General features: G+C 73.8%; 19 protein-coding genes. 13 read left to right on the top strand and 6 right to left on the bottom strand.

Features of this window, described 5'->3' with window-relative positions:
- The first annotated feature begins 6 nt into the window (after nucleotides 1–6).
- Nucleotides 7–1287, top strand: coding sequence for a serine hydrolase domain-containing protein (locus ACGFSC_RS24450; protein WP_359901370.1), 1281 nt, complete (start codon nucleotides 7–9; stop codon nucleotides 1285–1287).
- A gap of 156 nt (nucleotides 1288–1443) precedes the next feature.
- Here the strand turns inward: ACGFSC_RS24450 and ACGFSC_RS24445 are convergent, their stop codons facing one another.
- On the bottom strand, nucleotides 1444–2196 hold the full coding sequence (locus tag ACGFSC_RS24445; protein WP_359901373.1) for an acetoacetate decarboxylase: 753 nt from the start codon (nucleotides 2194–2196) through the stop codon (nucleotides 1444–1446).
- A 158-nt stretch (nucleotides 2197–2354) separates the two neighbouring features.
- Here ACGFSC_RS24445 and ACGFSC_RS24440 point away from each other — a divergent pair, with 158 nt between their 5' ends.
- From ACGFSC_RS24440 to ACGFSC_RS24410, 7 genes are all read left to right on the top strand, one after another.
- Nucleotides 2355–3236, top strand: a complete 882-nt coding sequence (locus tag ACGFSC_RS24440; protein ID WP_359901374.1) for a 3-hydroxyacyl-CoA dehydrogenase family protein — start codon at nucleotides 2355–2357, stop codon at nucleotides 3234–3236.
- A 108-nt stretch (nucleotides 3237–3344) separates the two neighbouring features.
- On the top strand, nucleotides 3345–4142 hold the full coding sequence (locus ACGFSC_RS24435; RefSeq protein ID WP_359901377.1) for a hypothetical protein: 798 nt from the start codon (nucleotides 3345–3347) through the stop codon (nucleotides 4140–4142).
- Between the two features lie 106 nt (nucleotides 4143–4248).
- The gene (locus ACGFSC_RS24430) at nucleotides 4249–4854 is read left to right on the top strand and encodes a TetR/AcrR family transcriptional regulator (RefSeq protein WP_359901379.1); all 606 of its coding nucleotides are present in this window, start codon (nucleotides 4249–4251) and stop codon (nucleotides 4852–4854) included.
- Nucleotides 4855–4943: 89 nt separating this feature from the next.
- Nucleotides 4944–5186, top strand: coding sequence for a GNAT family N-acetyltransferase (locus ACGFSC_RS24425; RefSeq protein ID WP_359901382.1), 243 nt, complete (start codon nucleotides 4944–4946; stop codon nucleotides 5184–5186).
- Complete coding sequence (locus tag ACGFSC_RS24420; protein WP_359901385.1) at nucleotides 5183–6004, top strand: leucine-rich repeat domain-containing protein; 822 nt, start codon at nucleotides 5183–5185, stop codon at nucleotides 6002–6004. Before ACGFSC_RS24425 ends, ACGFSC_RS24420 begins: the two co-directional genes overlap by 4 nt.
- Before the next feature lie 303 nt (nucleotides 6005–6307).
- Complete coding sequence (gene thrS / locus ACGFSC_RS24415) at nucleotides 6308–7543, top strand: threonine--tRNA ligase (protein WP_392863942.1); 1236 nt, start codon at nucleotides 6308–6310, stop codon at nucleotides 7541–7543.
- 174 nt (nucleotides 7544–7717) lie between these two features.
- Nucleotides 7718–8002 carry a hypothetical protein gene (locus tag ACGFSC_RS24410; RefSeq protein ID WP_359901390.1) on the top strand — a complete coding sequence of 95 codons (285 nt, stop codon included), beginning with the start codon at nucleotides 7718–7720 and terminating at the stop codon, nucleotides 8000–8002.
- Between the two features lie 67 nt (nucleotides 8003–8069).
- Here ACGFSC_RS24410 and ACGFSC_RS24405 read toward each other — a convergent pair whose 3' ends face one another.
- Nucleotides 8070–8480: a VOC family protein gene (locus ACGFSC_RS24405; protein WP_359901392.1), complete on the bottom strand. Its 411-nt coding sequence runs from the start codon at nucleotides 8478–8480 to the stop codon at nucleotides 8070–8072.
- Nucleotides 8481–8626: 146 nt separating this feature from the next.
- On the opposite strand from ACGFSC_RS24405, the gene ACGFSC_RS24400 reads away from it, so the two are divergent.
- Nucleotides 8627–9103 (top strand): MarR family winged helix-turn-helix transcriptional regulator, encoded by a 477-nt coding sequence (locus ACGFSC_RS24400; RefSeq protein WP_359901395.1) that lies wholly within the window; start codon nucleotides 8627–8629, stop codon nucleotides 9101–9103.
- A gap of 84 nt (nucleotides 9104–9187) precedes the next feature.
- Here ACGFSC_RS24400 and ACGFSC_RS24395 read toward each other — a convergent pair whose 3' ends face one another.
- Entirely contained in the window at nucleotides 9188–9814 is a 627-nt protein-coding gene (locus ACGFSC_RS24395; RefSeq protein ID WP_359901398.1) for a C40 family peptidase, read from the bottom strand.
- A gap of 228 nt (nucleotides 9815–10042) precedes the next feature.
- Here ACGFSC_RS24395 and ACGFSC_RS24390 point away from each other — a divergent pair, with 228 nt between their 5' ends.
- The gene (locus ACGFSC_RS24390) at nucleotides 10043–10465 is read left to right on the top strand and encodes a RidA family protein (protein ID WP_359901401.1); all 423 of its coding nucleotides are present in this window, start codon (nucleotides 10043–10045) and stop codon (nucleotides 10463–10465) included.
- 84 nt (nucleotides 10466–10549) lie between these two features.
- Here ACGFSC_RS24390 and ACGFSC_RS24385 read toward each other — a convergent pair whose 3' ends face one another.
- A complete protein-coding gene (locus ACGFSC_RS24385) occupies nucleotides 10550–10909 on the bottom strand; it encodes a hypothetical protein (protein WP_359897146.1) in 360 nt (119 codons plus the stop codon).
- Between the two features lie 241 nt (nucleotides 10910–11150).
- On the opposite strand from ACGFSC_RS24385, the gene ACGFSC_RS24380 reads away from it, so the two are divergent.
- The gene (locus ACGFSC_RS24380) at nucleotides 11151–11333 is read left to right on the top strand and encodes a hypothetical protein (RefSeq protein ID WP_359897148.1); all 183 of its coding nucleotides are present in this window, start codon (nucleotides 11151–11153) and stop codon (nucleotides 11331–11333) included.
- 26 nt (nucleotides 11334–11359) lie between these two features.
- Here ACGFSC_RS24380 and ACGFSC_RS24375 read toward each other — a convergent pair whose 3' ends face one another.
- Together ACGFSC_RS24375 and ACGFSC_RS24370 are read right to left on the bottom strand one after the other, a co-directional pair.
- Nucleotides 11360–11992, bottom strand: coding sequence for a peptidase inhibitor family I36 protein (locus ACGFSC_RS24375; protein ID WP_359897150.1), 633 nt, complete (start codon nucleotides 11990–11992; stop codon nucleotides 11360–11362).
- A gap of 109 nt (nucleotides 11993–12101) precedes the next feature.
- A complete protein-coding gene (locus tag ACGFSC_RS24370) occupies nucleotides 12102–12959 on the bottom strand; it encodes a DUF4389 domain-containing protein (RefSeq protein WP_359897152.1) in 858 nt (285 codons plus the stop codon).
- Between the two features lie 332 nt (nucleotides 12960–13291).
- On the opposite strand from ACGFSC_RS24370, the gene ACGFSC_RS24365 reads away from it, so the two are divergent.
- Nucleotides 13292–13795 carry a CGNR zinc finger domain-containing protein gene (locus ACGFSC_RS24365; protein WP_359897154.1) on the top strand — a complete coding sequence of 168 codons (504 nt, stop codon included), beginning with the start codon at nucleotides 13292–13294 and terminating at the stop codon, nucleotides 13793–13795.
- A 137-nt stretch (nucleotides 13796–13932) separates the two neighbouring features.
- Entirely contained in the window at nucleotides 13933–15324 is a 1392-nt protein-coding gene (locus ACGFSC_RS24360; protein ID WP_359897156.1) for a M14 family metallopeptidase, read from the top strand.
- The last annotated feature ends 259 nt before the right edge of the window (nucleotides 15325–15583 follow it).

The raw sequence follows: 15583 nt of genomic DNA, 5'->3' as shown, positions 1-15583 counted from the left end.
GGTCGCATGGCACGTCGTACGTTTGTCTCCGCGCTGGTGGGGGCGGTCTGTCTGGCACTGGCCGGGCCGCTGGTCCCGGCGGGTGCGGCCGAGGCCGCCGACGGACGGCCGGGGTCCGGCGACCCGCGGGCGGCGGCCCTGCGGGCGCTGACCGACGCCGGCGCCGTCGGGGCGATCGCGGAGGTCCGGGACGGGAGCGGCGCCTGGCGCGGGGCGTCCGGCGTCTCCGACCTGGCCACCGGCGCACCGCTGCGCACGGACGGGCGGTTCCGGGCCGGCAGCGTCACCAAGGTGTTCATCGCCACCACGGTGCTGCAACTGGTCGGCGAGGGGCGGATCGGCCTGGACGACCCGGTCGAGCGCCACCTGCCCGGGCTGGTCCCGAACGGTGACCGCATCACCGTCCGTCAGCTGCTCAGCCACCGCTCCGGACTCTGGGACCCCACCAACGAGAAGGGCGGGGTCTTCCCCGACTGGAGCGACCCGGCGGTCGTCCGGAACTGGCTGGACCAGGGCGGCCTGACCCGGCACATCACCCCGGCCCGGGTGGTGGCCTCCTCGGCGGCGCACGCGCCCAAGTTCCCGCCGGGCACCGGGTACGGCTACTCCAACGTCAACTACACCCTGCTCGGCATGATCATCGAAAAGGCGACCGGGCACGGCTACGCCCAGGAGGCCACCGCGCGCATCCTGCGCCCGCTCGGCCTGACCGGCACGTACTTCCCCGGTACGGCCACCGGCATCCGGGGCCCGCACGCGCACGGCTACTGGACGCTGCCCGAGGGCCCCGGCCCGGAGGACCGCAGCGACCGGGACGTGACGGTGGCGAGCGTCACCTGGGCGAACTCGGCAGGGGAGGTGATCTCCACCCTGAGTGACCTGAACCGCTTCGAGAAGGCCCTGCTGGGCGGCCGGCTGCTGCCGCCGGCGCTGCTGAAGGAGATGACCACGACGACCCCGATCGTGATCGAGGGCATGCCGACCGGGCTGGGCTACGGGCTCGGGCTGGCCGGCTGGCAGCTCTCCTGCGGTCCGGTCTACGGGCACGACGGCTCGGTGCCCGGGTACAGCACCCAGCTGTGGAGCTCGGGCGACCGGCAGGTGTCGCTGTCCGTCACCCCGCGCGGCGACCAGGCGCAGGTCGTCGCGCAGATGCAGGCGGAGGCCGACTTCCTGGAGCAGGCCTTCTGCGGGACGGGCACCGGGACCGGGGCGGGGACGGGGACGGGGAAGGCGGCGGGCCCGGCGGTGCAGGGGCCGGCCGCCATGGCGCCGAGGCTGGGCTGACCGGCTGCCGCGGCGCGGTTCCACCGCTCCGGCTCGTCCGCGCGGGTCCTCGACCGTGCGGGCGGGCCGGAGCGGTGCCGTTTCCGCCGTCGGGAGGCCCACGGCCCGGGGCCCGGCGTCCGTCGCCCGGCGCTCGTCGACCGGGGCTCCCGCGCTTCAGGCCGCGCTGCGCCGTTCGGCCAGGTAGTCGTGGACGGGTACGGCGGGGGCGAGGGTGAGGTCGGTGAGGATGTGGCTGGCCGAGACGACCTCCAGGACCGGCAGGTCCGCCAGCGGCGCCATGACGTGCGCGGAGAGCTGCAGCCGGGCGGGGCCGGTCCAGGCCTCCTTGACGGTGACGTCGGTGATCCGGGTGCGGACCAGGTCGCAGACCCGCAGGCCGCCGGTGTAGTCGGGGACGATCTTCACCCCGTACGTGGGCACGGTGATCTGCTCGCGCGCCTCGGCCGGGTCCAACGGCTGCCACTTGTAGGCCATGGTCGCGGTGGCGACCCGCTGGTTGCCGTGGTCGAGGGTGCCGACCAGGGCGCCGGCCTCGGTGAAGAGGCGGGGGCTGCCCATCACCTTGGGGTAGGCGCTCAGCTCCCGGCCCGCGGCGGTGGCGGCGAAGTTGTCGAGGTACATGGCGTGCAGGTACTCGCCCTCCTCGTCCCCGTAGCGGACCGGGACGACCTGCCCGGCCTCGACGTACGGGCCGAAGCCGTCGACCTCGCCCATCTTCATGACCTCGAAGCGGACCAGCGGCTCGTCGATCTCCAGCGGTTCGGGGACGACCGTGCGCAGCGCCTCCGGGTCGGTCCGGTAGACGACGTTCAGGTACTCCCGGTCGGTGAAGCGGGTGGCGCGGGGCGGGTAGACGGGGGCGGTCAGCGGGGTGGTGGCGTGACGGACGACCTGGTCGGGGCGCATCGGGGGCTCCTTCTCGGTGGTGGGTTGCTTGGTCTCCTCAAACGGATACCATGTGTATCGGATACACCATGCATCCGATGGGAGTGGCCGCGCAAACGGGCGGAAGCCCCGCGCGCCACCACCCCTCGGAACGCAGCACGACCAAGGAAGTGATCTCGATGCCGTTCACCGTTCCCAACCCCGCCGGGCGCCCCGTCGCCGTCGTCGGAGCCGGCACCCTCGGGCGCCGCATCGCCCTGATGTTCGCCACCGGTGGCGGGGAGGTCCGGATCTACGACCCCTCGGTCGAGCAGCTCGCGGCCGCCCGCGGCTACGTCGAGGAGCACCTGCCCGCTGTCGCCGCCGAGGTCGGCGGGGGAGCGCCCGGTACCGTCGCCGTCGGCGGCGACCTCGCCGAGGCGCTGCGCGGCGCCTGGCTGGTGATCGAGGCGGTGCCCGAGCGCCCGGAGCTCAAGGAGCGGGTCTTCGCCGACCTCGACCGTACCGCCGACCCGGACGCGATCCTCGGCAGCAACTCCTCGTCCTACCCGACCAGCCGCTTCGTCGACTGCGTGCGGGAGCCGGAGCGCCTGGTCAACGTCCACTTCTACATGCCGCCCACCCAGAACGCGGTGGACGTGATGTCCAGCGGCCGCACCGACCGGGCCGTCATCGACCTGCTGCTGGCCGAACTCCCGCGCCACGGACTGTTCCCGTTCGAGGCGCGCAAGGAGAGCACCGGCTTCATCTTCAACCGCATCTGGGCGGCCATCAAGCGCGAGTCCCTCGCGGTGGTCGCCGAGGGCGTCGCCACCGCCGAGGAGGTGGACGCCATGTGGTCCGTCAACACCGGCCTGCGCGGCGGCCCGTTCCGCGCGATGGACCAGGTCGGCCTGGACGTCGTCCTCGACATCGAGGAGCACTACGCCGCCGAGCGTCCCGGCCTTCCCGCCGGCCCGCGCGAACTGCTGGAGGAGTACGTCGGGGACGGCCGGCTCGGCGTCAAGGCCGGGCGCGGCTTCTACGACTACGGCACGGGAGGCGGCGCCGCGGCCGCCTGACACGGCGCCGGCCGGCCCGGGTGCCCGCCGACGGGCAGGTGACCGCCCGTCGCCGGGTGCGCGGGGAAAACCGGTGCACCGGCCTCCGTCGGCCGTGAGAATGCACCGGTGATCCCCTCGCCGCTGTCCCCTGCCCAGGATCCCCGTGCCTGGTCCGTCGCCCCGGACTATCCGGGGATGCAGGACCTGGTCGCCGGTCTGGAGGTGCCCGCCGGAGCCGCGATGGGCGTCATGGGCGCGCTGGAGACCTCCAAGGAGCTCATCCGGCACTCCTACTACCGGTACGAGTTCGCCACCGTCGCCGTCACCCACGCGCTGTTCGCCCTGGAACAGGTCCTCGTCGAACGACTGGCCGTCGAGGAGCCGCTCCGGGAGCTGATCGGACGGGCCGCCGCCGAAGGGCTCCTCGGGCCCGGGCTCGTCACCGAGATCGAGGAAAGCCTGCGACTGCGCGACGAGCTCGCGCGGGGCACCGTGACGACCGGCGCCGTGCCCCCGGGGCGGGCCGTCCAGCTGGTGCGCCCGGTCTTCGACGCCGTGTCCGCGCTCCTCCGCCCGCCCGTGGCGACGGACGCGACCGGCGGGGCCACGGACGAGGAGTCGGACCGGGCGCGGCTCGACCGGCTGTGGGAGGAGCACCGGCGGTCGCCGTTCCCCAGGAGCTTCCTCGGGGTGGACATCGCGAGGGTGTGCCTGATCCTCCTGGAGGACGCCGTCGCCTCCGCCGTGCTCCGGGAACAGCGCGGCGGATTCGACCACCGCAGCATCTCCGACCTCTGGCACCGCATCGCCGACCTCGACAAGGTCGTGCCCCTGATCGACGAGCAGTACTGCCGCGAGTACTTCGCCAGGCTCCGGACGGTGGCCGGGCTGGTGGCCGCGTCCCAACTCCCGCCCGCGACCTGACCCGCGCCCCGAGGCCGCGGCCCGGCACAGCGACCCGCCCGTAGACTGGGCCGGGGCCGCCCGGCGGCACCGACGAGCGAAGAACGAGAGCCGAGGACCGCAGTCCGTGCCCAAGTCACCCACGAAGCGGCGCCCGCTGACCGTCGCCGCCCTGAACGACAGCGCCCTCGCCCTGTTCACCGAACACGGCTTCCACGCCACCTCGATCCGCGACATCGTCGCCCGAGCCGGGCTGACGCGAGGCGCGTTCTACTCCAACTATCCGGACAAGGAACAGCTGTTCCTCGCCCTCTACGACCAGCAGATCGACAAGCTGCTCGCCGACCTGCGGTCCGCCTTCGTCGGCACCGTGCCGGGCCGGGACCTCCCGTCCCGGCTGCTGCGCGAACTGGCCCAACGGCGGCAGGAGGACGAGGGCTGGTTCCTGCTCTCCATGGAGTTCACCCTGCACGCGGCCCGCCACCCGGAGGTCGCCCGCGGCCTCGCCGAGCACGAGGCCCGGCTGATCGACGGGCTGGTGGGGCTGATCGAGGAGGCCTCGGAGCCCACCTCGCGGGTCCGTCCGCGCGACCTCGCCCGGCTGCTGGTCATCCTGCACGAGGGCGCCACCGCGATGCGGCTGACCGAGGAGGCCCGCGGCGAGCTCGCCGAGTTCCCGGAGGAGCTCCTCCACCAGGTCGTGGACGGGCTGTTCCACGCCGGCGCCCGCTGAGCGGACCGCGCCCGGGACGCCGGAGTTCCGCTCGGCGGCCCGACTGCGTACGGTGATGCACGCATCATCCGCATCGGAAAGGGGCACGCGTGACGGCGGGGACGGAAGACGGCGCGGAGACGGTGCTGACCACCGAGGCGGCCCGGGCCGTCCTGGCCAAGGGCTTCGCCGACGGCCTGACCGAGATCCGCGCCGTGCTGGCCCCGGACAACACCCGGTCGGCGGCCGTCTTCCGGCGCCTGGGGATGACCGGCACCGGGCCGACCGACCGGTGGTACGGCCGACAGCTCGCGGAGTTCCGCATCGGCCCGGACCGGGCGGCGCAGGCATGACGGACATGGTGGGTGCGACGGACATGGCGGGTACGACGGACACGGTGGGTACGGCGGACATGGCGGGTACGAGGGACATGCTGGGGCCGGTCGATGTGACGCTCAACCTCTGGCGCCGGCCGCTCGACGAGGTGCCGGCCGAGGTGTGGGACCGCACCGGGCTGACCGTGCTCATCCTCGCCGACACCGGCATCAGTGAACTCCCCTCCGGTATCGGCCGGTTGAGTGCTCTGCGGACCCTCGACCTCGGGCACAACCGGCTCACCGCGCTGCCCGCCGAGCTCTGCGACCTCACCGGCCTCCGGGACTTCCTCTACCTGCACGACAATGCGCTGACCGCCCTGCCCGAGGCGCTCGGACGGCTCACCGCGCTGCGCTACCTCAACGTCGGCGAGAACCGGCTCACCGAACTCCCCTCCACCATCGGCGACTTGGCCTCGCTGATCGAGCTGCGCGCGCAGCACAACCGGCTCACCGCTCTGCCGGAGGCGATCGGCGAACTCGGCGAGCTGCGCGAACTCTGGCTGCGCGGGAACGAGTTGACCGATCTGCCGGAGTCGGTCGGTCGGCTCGCCGGGCTGCGCGAGCTGGAGCTCCGGGAGAACACCCTCACCGAACTGCCCGCCGCGCTCGCCGGGCTCCCGCGGCTGCGCCGCCTCGACCTTCGCGGCAACCGGATCACCGAACTCCCCGACTGGCTGACCGATCCGGGCGCGCTGCCCGCGCTGGAGAAGCTGGACCTGCGGTGGAACGACGTGCGCCCGCCGGGCCGGCTGCTGGCGGCGCTGGCCGCGCGCGGGTGCGTGACGCTCTTCTGAACCGCCGGGCTCCGGCCCGGGGGAAAAGATCACCGCCGACAGTGCGGAGCTGCTACCGTGGAACGCATGAAGCGCGCTGCACTCGCCACGACGACGCCGGAGAGAGTCCCGGCGCGCTGACTGCTGACCCAGTTCGAAGCCCCGGGGCGAGTGCCCCGGGGCTTCGCCGTTCCCGGACCCACTCGCCCGCCCACCCGAGTGGAGACCACCGCCATGAACGGCCACCCCCCGCAGGACCGCTCCCCGCAGGACCGCTCCTCGGGCAACCACGACCTGCACGACCACGACCTGCACGGCCGCCCGATGCGCGACCACCGCAAGCTCGGCCGCGAACTCGACCTGTTCGACACCGACCCGCTGATGGGCTCAGGCCTGCCGTACTGGCTCCCCGACGGCGCCGCGATCCGGCACTCCCTGGAGGAGTTCATCCGCGGCCGCGAGCGCCGGGCCGGCTACCGCCACGTCTACTCCCCGGTGCTCGGCAAACGCGAGCTGTACGAGATCTCCGGCCACTGGGCGCACTACCGCGAGGACATGTTCCCGCCCATGGAACTGGGCGCCGAGGAGGTGGTGCTGCGCCCCAGCCTCTGTCCGCACCACGCGCTGATCTACCGCTCACGCTCCCACAGCTACCGGGAACTGCCGCTGCGCATGGCGGAGTTGGGCGGCATGTACCGCTCCGAGCTGTCCGGGGTGCTGGGCGGGCTGACCAGGGTCCGGGCGATCCAGCTGAACGACGCCCACATCTTCTGCACCCCGGAGCAGGCGGCCGACGAGGCCGTCGCCGCACTGGAGCTGATCCGCGAGGCGCACCGGGCACTGGGCGTCGTCCCGGTCCGCTACCGGCTCTCGCTGCCCGGCGCGGGCGGCAAGTACGTGGCGGACCCGGTGCTCTGGGAGCGCGCCGTCGCACTGCTCACCGAGGTGCTGGAGCGCTCCGGGGTGCCGTTCGAGGCGGCGGAGGGCGAGGCGGCGTTCTACGGGCCCAAGATCGACGTGCAGATCGCCGACGGCGCCGGCCGTGAGTTCACCCTCTCCACCGTGCAGATCGACTTCCACCAGCCGGAGCGGTTCAACCTGCACTACATCGGCGCGGACGGCGCCAAGCACCGCCCGGTGATGGTGCACCGCAGCGTGATCGGCAGCGTCGAGCGGGTGGTCGCCCACCTGATCGAGCTGTACGGCGGCGCGTTCCCGGCCTGGCTCGCGCCCGTCCAGGTGGCGCTGCTGCCCGTCTCCGAGGCCGAACTGCCGCAGGCCGAACGGTTCCGGCAGCGCTGCCTGGACCTCGGCCTGCGCGCCGAGGTCGCCGGGCCCGAGCACGGAACCCTGGGCGCCCGGATCCGCGAGGCCCGGCTGGTGCCGTACCAGGCGGTGATCGGGGCGAAGGAGGCCGTGGACGACCGGGTCGCGCTGCGGCTGCGGGACGGCCGACGGCTGGAGCCGCTGCCGGCCGAGGAGGCGTGGGCGCGGATCGGCGCGCTGGTGGCGGCGTGCGACGCGGAACTGTGGGCGGAGGACGCCTCCCGGCGGCCGTAGGGCCCGGCCTCGGACGCCCGCCCGCGGGGCCTCGGTGGGGCCGTCCGTGGCATACGTACGACTAGTGCGGTGTGCGGTGTGTCGGTCGGGCCGAGGGCGGCGGCCGCCCGTCGAATGGGCCGGGCGGCCGAGTCCGCGGCCGCCGCTGTCCCCACCCGTACGGAGGTACTCCCGATGCGCGTCCCACACGGCTTCGCCGTTCCCGCTCTGGCCGGCTGTCTCGCCCTCGCCGGAGCGGTGGCCGCCACCCCGGCAGGCTCGGCCGAGCTCCGCCCGCTGCCCAGCCCCGCCGTCCAGTACTGTGCCGCGGTGCTCGGGCACGTCCCGGGCGCCGACGCCGCCTCGCAGGCTCTCGGGCGGGCCTGCTCCTCGGACTTCCGGGCCGATCAACTCGCGCAGGCCGGAGGAGGATTCGAGGCCTACGGGCCGGCGGGCCACCCGTCGCTGCCGATGGAGTAGGCCCGGTCGGGGCGGTCCGCCGACCGACCGCGCCGCACGAGGCGCAAGCCCCGTGCGGCGGGGCCGGTCAGTAGGACTGGAGCTCGATCACACGGCCGTCCGGGTCGCGCAGATGGGCGCTGCGCAGGGTGGGGCCCCACTCCGGGCGGTCGGTCGGCGGGGTGACGGGGGTGCCGCCGTGGCGCAGGCAGAGGCCGAGTGCGCCGTCCACGTCGTCCACCCGGAGGACCAGCATCGCGGTGTCCTGCGAGGGTGCGGCGGGGTGGGCGGGGAGCTTGGCGACGCCGAGCGCCGCGGCCATCGCGGATCGGTCGAAGAGGGCCAGGCAGGTGCGGTCGGCGAGGTCCCAGTTGGCGTACGGGCCCTCGGGCGCGCCCTTGGCCGGGGTGGCGCCGGTGAGCTCCGGGAGGACCGCGCGGTAGAAGGCGAAGCACTCGGCGAAGCGGGAGACGAGCAGGCGGGGGTACGGGGCGTCCACGGGCGAACTCCTGGCAAAGGGGGTGGAGAGAGCGGCGGTGCGGGGGCGGTGTGCGGGGGCGGCGCGGGGGGTGGTTCCGGCGGTTCCGGCGGTTCCCGAGTTGATGGGTCACAACCCACTATAGGGAGAGACCCTAGACTGCCGCCATGGCCTCCGAGAACCCGCACCCCGCCGCCGAACTCCCCCCGACCCTGCTGGACCTCAGCACCTACCTGCTCTCCCGGATCGGCAGGGCGGCGCGCGTCCGGCTCGCCGAGCGGCTGGCCGAACGCGGCCTGCGGCTCTGGGACATGGCGGTGCTGGCCGCACTCGCCGACTTCGGCCCGCAGGCCCAGCGGGACCTGGTGCGGCGGCTGGCCATCGACCCGAGCGACCTGGCCAAGGTCGCCGACCGGCTCGCCGCCGCCGGGTACGTCGAACGCGCCAGGGACCAGGCCGACCGGCGGAGGGTCTCGGTCTCGGTCACCGATGCCGGACGGGCGCTGCTCGCCGACCTGGAGGCGCAGGCGCGGGCGGTGCAGGACGCCGTGCTCGCGCCGCTGGACGCGGGGGAGCGGCAGGTGCTGCAGGAACTGCTGCTGCGGGTGCACCACGGGACGGGGGAGTGGTGCGGCGGCCTGTGACCGTGGGGCGGGCGTGGGGGCGGCCGCGTGGGGTCGGCCGCTTCGGGCCGGTCGCGTCGGGGCGTCCGCTTCAGGCCGTTCGCGTCAGGCCGAGGGTTGCCCCGGGCGGCGGGCGCCGGCGAACTCGCCCGCCCAGCGCGGCACGTCGAGCACGTTCTCGACCCGGGCGACCAGGGTGCCCGTCCGCTCGGCGTGGATCATCGCGCCCTCGCCGACGTGGATCCCGACGTGGTGCAGGGGGGCGTCGGGGCGGGAGAAGAACAGCAGGTCGCCCGTGGCGAGCGCGTCGCGTTCCACCGGGGCACCGAGGTTGAACTGCGCGACGGTGTAGTGCCCGAGCTCGACGGTGCCGTGGCTGGCCCGGTACCAGCAGTAGAGCGAGAGGCCGCTGCAGTCGAAGCCGACCGTCCTCTCGCCCATGCACACGCCGTTCAGCCAGCCGTTCTCCTCGTCGCAGAAACCGAGGCTCGCGCCCAGCCGGTCGCCTCCGCCCCAGGCGTACGGCACGCCGAGCTGGCTCGCGGCCACGTCGGCGACCCGGCGGCCCAGCGCGGCCGCGGGCAGCGACCGGGCCGTCCCGGGCGGGGCGTCGGACGCGGCCTGGGCGGCCGGGCCGAGCGCCGGGACGAGACCCGCCCCGAGCGCGAGGCCGAGCATGCGGCGCCGACGGACGCCGGAGGTCTGGTCACGGTCGGACGGTTGGGGCTCCATGGCGGTGCCTCCCGGTGCTGGAGGTGGCTGGGCGCCCGGGGCGTGGTGCCCGGGCGGGCACCCACCAGGATTCCGCTGCGGCGGGCCGGTCCGCCATCACCCGCAACGGTGAATCGCCGACGCAAGAGCCCCGAAACGGAGGGGGGTTCGCCGGTAAATGGTTTGACGGTCGTTCAGGAGACGCCAACGATGGGCGCGAACGTTCGGTCGGGACCGTCGGAGGACCACATGAGCAGAGCCGTCAAGCTGATCCGCTCCACGCGGCTGACCAGGGCAGTGGACTACGCCTACGCGGCGGAGGTCGACGCCCCGGCCCGCTCGCTCTGGCTGGCCGGGGCCTGCCCGCTGGACGAGGAGGGCCGGACGGTCGCCGTGGGCGACTTCGAGGGCCAGGCCCACCAGGTGATGCGGAACCTGATAGCCGTGCTGGAGGACAGCGGCGCGGCCCTCACCGACATCGCCCGGACGACCGTGTACGTGGCCTCCGGCGACCAGGCCGACCTGGTGAAGGTGTGGAACGTCTACCGCGCCTACATGGGGGAGCACGACACCCCGAGCACCCTGCTCGGCGTCACGGTGCTCGGGTACGACGAACAGCTGGTGGAGGTGGAGGCCGTGGCCGTGCTGCCCTCCGGGCCCGACGCGTCCTGACCTGACCTGGCGCGACCCGGCCCGGCCGGGCCGGGTCGCGCCAGGTCAGGCCGTCGGCCCCGCCCCCGGCCGGTCAACCGGTCATCAGCGCACGCTGAGCTTCACCGTGGCGCTCCGGCCGGTGTAGTACTTGTGGATCTGCTCGCGCGTCCCGGAGCCGCAGGCCTGCACCTCCTCCGGGTAGCTCTTGCTGTCGGCGGCGATCGTGACCGTCGCGCACATCCCGTCGGCCCGGGTGTCCTCCACCCACCCGTCGACGTACAGCGACTCGACTCCCTCGACCTTCTTGCACTTCAGGGTCCAGGTGGCCTCCGCACCGTCGATCTTGGGCGAGTCGCTGTGCGGGCAGGTCGCCGCGGTGGCCGGGGTCGCGATCACCACCACCGTCCCGCCGACCAGCGCGAGGACGGCGAGGACGGCGCGGAGGGACAGGGCCAGTCGCATGATGGGTCTCCTGGTGTGGGGGGTGCGGGCGTCGACGGAGGTTCCGCCGCGGAGGGTTTCTGCCGCACACGAAGCAGATCGATTCCGCGGGGCGGCGCAATGCGCTCGTGCGGGTGACGCCGGGTTCGACGTGCTGGGGTGTGCGCAGGGCCCGTCGGGGCGTCAATCCCGGTTGACGGCTGGCGGGCTCAGCGAGCCGTGGCTGCAAGGAAGTTGGCTGCTCCACCCCTACCCTTGGGCCATGAAGCAGCACATCCTCACGCTGGTCCTCGGGGGCCTTCTGCTGGGCATCGTCGCGTTCGGCGCCGGCTGGTACGCGGCGGACTCCCGGCAGACCGCGCCGGCGCCGACCTACATCACGGTCACGCCGGAGCCGGTCCCCACCGGCGCGGTCTCACCCCCGGCCTCGGCCGCCGGCCGGTAGCCAGTGGCCGGTGGTGCGGCCGGTGGCTACTGCCTGACCGCCCAGAACCGGTCGGCCATGTTGTCGTACGCGACCGACGCGGACAGCGACACCGCCGGCTCCTTCCAGAGCATCTGCCACTGGCCGTCGCCCGGGTCGTTGTCCACGATCACCTCCAGCCCGCGCGCCGTGTTCACCCAGCTGCTCGCCTGGTCGCGGAACCCGTAGTCGGTGAAGTACACGGCGGCGTCCTCGTGGAAGAGGTTGAACTGGAGCCGGCGGCCGCCCCAGTTCCGGTCGGCGTAGAAGCAGTAGTAGGACGGCTCGGTGGCCGGGGTGGGGCAGTTCTTCCAGTCCGGGCTCCGGACGGTGCGGCGGTGGTGGTCGCCGCTCCACGGCGGTGCCTGCCCCTGCCCGGGCAGCGGGAGCACCATCACCGCGCCGTCCGGGTAGGTGATCTCGTTGGCGGCGGTCTGCTTGCCGCCCTTGCCCGCGGCGAGCTGGGCGTCCACCGACCGCTGGAGTGCGTCGCGGTCGCCGTCTCCGAGTGCGGTGATGATGGCTCTCCGGTCCCCGGCCGGGCTGTGCGCGGCGGCGGCCTGCGCCCCGAGGGGCGCGGCCAGGAGCACGAGGGCCCCGGCTGTGCGGACGAGGAGTCGGCGGAGTCGAGAGTGCGTCATATGCCAAACGTAGCCGTGCACATACCGCCGGTAACCTTGCTCTCTCGATCAGACGGCGCGTACGCGGCAACGGCGCGCCGGTGCGTACGCGCCCCCTGATCGGGCGAACCTACGACTCGCGGGCGTCCTCGCCGATCCGACCGGAGTCGCGGGCCCGGTCGGCGGGGCCCGGCACCAGGGGTGCGACGACGTGCTGGGCCGGGTGGGAGCCCTCGTCGTCGTTGTCGTCGTCCGAGTTCACCGAGGCGGTGACCGAGCCCGTCGCCGAGGAGGCCAGGCCGAGGATCAGGAAGAGGACGAGCAGGCCGCGCCCACCGCCGCCCAGGACCAGCGGGCGGGTGGCCGAGGCCGGCCCGGCCGGCTCACTGCCCGGCTCGTCGCCGAACAGGCGCTTGGGGTAGGCGGACGAGACCATCACCAGGTAGGAGATGAAACGCATCCGGTAGCGCAGGATCGCGGTCGTCGCCTCGTACAGCGGCTGCGGCATCCGGCCGAGGAGCAGCACCACCAGCCAGAGGACGAACGACACCGTCCACCAGCCCGCGTACGCCAGGCCCTGCACGATCGCGGCCGGGATGACGAGGACGATGCGGAACAGCACGGCGAGCCGGTTCAGCTCACCCGGCCGCAGCCCGACCTGCACCGGATAGTCGGGGACCTCGAACCGGAACGGCGGATAGCGGTCCCCGGTGAGCATCATGTACGCGGTGACGCGGGTGTCGTACGGGATGAACACCGTGAGGTAGTCCGCCACGAAACCGGGCAGCCGGCCGAGCACCAGCGCACCGAACCAGCCGACGACGGTGACCAGGAACGCCACCACCGACAGCACCCACACCACCACGAGCTGGGGGATCAGCAGCAGCGCGCGCAGCAGCACCGTCCAGCGGTTCTGCGGACCGGGCGCCGGCATGTCCAGCACCGGGAGCCACTCGCGGCTGACGGGGGCGGGGGGAGCCTGCCACATCCGGGCCTCCACGGTCTCGGGACGACGGGACCCGGCGGTCGGGCGTGGCCGGGTGCCCTCCGAAGATCGCAGCAACCCGCCCGTCCCGCGCGTCACGCTGCGCCGGACGGGCCAGTCGGCCGGTGCGGCCCGGCGTGGCGCGGCGTGGCGCGGCCCGAGGGGCAAGGTGGGGGCTGCCGCCCGCCGGTGGCGCCGTGCGCGTGGCGCGCGGTCAGGCGATCTTCGCGCAGAGCGGTTCGGCCGAGCCGTGCTCGAAGGTCAGCGTCCGGTAGCCGGTCGCGCTGATGTCGATGGTGTAGACGCCGTCGACGGTGTAGAGGTCGCGGGGCAGGTTGCCGGCGCCGGCGCCGACGCCGAGCAGGATCGGGCCGCGGGCGCGCGGCTACCCCACGCTCGCGGTCTGGGCCGGCCACCACGACCTCGCCGGCGGGCCGGTCGTCGAGGCCCTGCTCCGCCGGGCGGCGGAGCGGCCCGCGGAGGCCGCCGGCGTGCTCGCCGACGCCCGCGCGTTCCGGTCGGCCCTCCACGCGTGCCTGACCGACCCGCAGGACGGCGCCGCCCTCGGGGCGGTGGCGGCCGTGGTGCAGGAGGCCGGGCGGTCGGCGGTCCTCATCCGGGGCGAGGACGGCCTGGCGCACTGGCGACTGCCGCCGTCGGCCGGCCTGCGGCTGCCGCTGTACGCCGCCGCCCGCGCGGCCGGCGAACTGCTCGCCGACCCGCGCCGGTTCACCGTCCGCCGCTGCCCCAGCACCGGCTGCGGCTGGCTCTTCCCGGACGCGAGCGGCCGGCGTCGCTGGTGCAGCCTGGCGACCTGTGGGACCCGTCCGGCCTCCTGAGTCGTGCGGGCCGATCCGCGGCCGGGTCCGGACTTTCCAACGCCTTGACGAACCCATGACACTGGCGGACCATCAAGCTGGCGCGCGCCGAACCTCCTCCACAGTTCCGCCCCCACGGACCCCACAGGAGGACAGTCATGCGACTGCCCCGCCGAGGGAAGCCCGCCGCGGCCACCGCCGTGCTGCTGGCCCTCGCCCTCGCCACCCCGCTCACCGCCCAGGCCGCCCCCGACCGCCCGCCGACGCCCGCGCCCGTCACCGGTTTCGGCATCGACACCGGAATCGACACCGGCATCGGCAGCGACACCGCACGGCAGTATCGACTCGACGGTCCCCGCACCGTCGCCGAACGCACCGCCGTCGCCGCCACCGGCGTCTCCGTCGACGCCGTCCTGCCCGAAGCGGTGGTGGTCACCGCCACCCCCGCCGAAGCCGCCCGGCTGCGGGCGCTCGGCTGGTCGCCCGTCGCACTGCCCGGCCCCCGCTACGGCGCCGAACCCGGCGACGAAGGCCTGGCCGGCCCGGTGTACGACTTCCCGCAGGCCGACTCCGGCTACCACAACTACGCCGAGGCCACCGCCGACATCGACGCGGTGGTCGCCGCCCACCCCGACATCATGAGCAAGCGCGTCATCGGCACCTCCTACGAGGGCCGCCCGATCGTCGCGGTGAAGATCAGCGACAACGTCGGCACCGACGAGAACGAACCCGAAGTGCTGTTCACCGCCCACCAGCACGCCCGCGAACACCTCACCGTCGAGATGGCGCTCTACCTGCTGCACGAGTTCGGCGACAAGTACGCCACCGACAGCCGCATCGCCAACGCCGTCAACAGCCGCGAGATCTGGGTGGTCCCCGACCTCAACCCGGACGGCGGCGAGTACGACATCGCCACCGGCCGCTACCGCAGCTGGCGCAAGGACCGCCAGCCCAACAGCGGCAGCAACAGCGTCGGCACCGACCTCAACCGCAACTGGAACTACAAGTGGGGCTGCTGCGGCGGCTCCTCCGGCTCCACCTCCAACGAGACGTACCGGGGCAGCGCACCGGAGTCCGCCAAGGAGACCAAGGTCGTCGCCGACTTCGTCCGCAGCCGGGTCGTCGACGGCAAGCAGCAGATCACCGCCGCCATCGACTTCCACACCTACAGCGAACTGGTCCTCTGGCCGTTCGGCTGGACCACCGCCGAAACCGCCACCGGCATGACCGCCGACGAGTACAACACCTTCGCCACCCTCGGCCGCGGCATGGCCGCCACCAACGGCTACACGCCCGAACAGTCGAGCGACCTCTACATCACCGACGGGGCGATCGACGACTGGCTGTGGGGCGCCCACCGGATCTTCGCCTACACCTTCGAGATGTACCCCGGCGAGAGCGGCAGCGGCGGCGGCTTCTACCCGCCCGACGAGGTGATCGGCCGCGAGACCAGCCGCAACCGCGAAGCGGTCCTGCGCCTGGTGGAGACGGCCGACTGCGTCTACCGCGCGATCGGCAAACAGCAGCAGTACTGCGGCATCTCGGCCTGACCTGGCGTCATCGGTACGGGTCGCGCCACGCACGTCACGGCCCGGCGCCGGCTGCGGGATCATCCCGCAGCCGGCGTCCGTGGTCCGGGGCCGTCCGGCGGCGAGTGGGACCGACGCCACCAGGTCCGCCCCGCAATTGCGACGAAACCACGGCGATGCGGCCCCCGGACGGCGTTCCCCGGCTGACCCCCGCGTGTGCGGGGAGGACCCTTTGTGAGCTGCGGCGATGTGGCGACCTTGCCGTTTCTTCGCCGAGGCG

The organism is Kitasatospora sp. NPDC048715 (assembly GCF_043198905.1).
Taxonomy (GTDB): Bacteria; Actinomycetota; Actinomycetes; order Streptomycetales; family Streptomycetaceae; genus Kitasatospora; species Kitasatospora lactacystinica.
This window is presented reverse-complemented; position numbering and strand designations above follow the sequence as displayed.

What these genes read in the sequence shown, in the direction of transcription:
- ACGFSC_RS24445 (WP_359901373.1), bottom strand. Translation starts at nt 2,196, where the DNA reads ATGCGCCCCGACCAGGTCGTCCGTCACGCCACCACCCCGCTGACCGCC.
- ACGFSC_RS24385 (WP_359897146.1), bottom strand. Translation starts at nt 10,909, where the DNA reads ATGCGACTGGCCCTGTCCCTCCGCGCCGTCCTCGCCGTCCTCGCGCTG.
- ACGFSC_RS24420 (WP_359901385.1), top strand. Translation starts at nt 5,183, where the DNA reads ATGACGGACATGGTGGGTGCGACGGACATGGCGGGTACGACGGACACG.
- ACGFSC_RS24380 (WP_359897148.1), top strand. Translation starts at nt 11,151, where the DNA reads ATGAAGCAGCACATCCTCACGCTGGTCCTCGGGGGCCTTCTGCTGGGC.
- ACGFSC_RS24370 (WP_359897152.1), bottom strand. Translation starts at nt 12,959, where the DNA reads ATGTGGCAGGCTCCCCCCGCCCCCGTCAGCCGCGAGTGGCTCCCGGTG.
- ACGFSC_RS24395 (WP_359901398.1), bottom strand. Translation starts at nt 9,814, where the DNA reads ATGGAGCCCCAACCGTCCGACCGTGACCAGACCTCCGGCGTCCGTCGG.
- ACGFSC_RS24390 (WP_359901401.1), top strand. Translation starts at nt 10,043, where the DNA reads ATGAGCAGAGCCGTCAAGCTGATCCGCTCCACGCGGCTGACCAGGGCA.
- thrS (WP_392863942.1), top strand. Translation starts at nt 6,308, where the DNA reads ATGCGCGACCACCGCAAGCTCGGCCGCGAACTCGACCTGTTCGACACC.
- ACGFSC_RS24375 (WP_359897150.1), bottom strand. Translation starts at nt 11,992, where the DNA reads ATGACGCACTCTCGACTCCGCCGACTCCTCGTCCGCACAGCCGGGGCC.
- ACGFSC_RS24410 (WP_359901390.1), top strand. Translation starts at nt 7,718, where the DNA reads ATGCGCGTCCCACACGGCTTCGCCGTTCCCGCTCTGGCCGGCTGTCTC.
- ACGFSC_RS24360 (WP_359897156.1), top strand. Translation starts at nt 13,933, where the DNA reads ATGCGACTGCCCCGCCGAGGGAAGCCCGCCGCGGCCACCGCCGTGCTG.
- ACGFSC_RS24400 (WP_359901395.1), top strand. Translation starts at nt 8,627, where the DNA reads ATGGCCTCCGAGAACCCGCACCCCGCCGCCGAACTCCCCCCGACCCTG.
- ACGFSC_RS24450 (WP_359901370.1), top strand. Translation starts at nt 7, where the DNA reads ATGGCACGTCGTACGTTTGTCTCCGCGCTGGTGGGGGCGGTCTGTCTG.
- ACGFSC_RS24440 (WP_359901374.1), top strand. Translation starts at nt 2,355, where the DNA reads ATGCCGTTCACCGTTCCCAACCCCGCCGGGCGCCCCGTCGCCGTCGTC.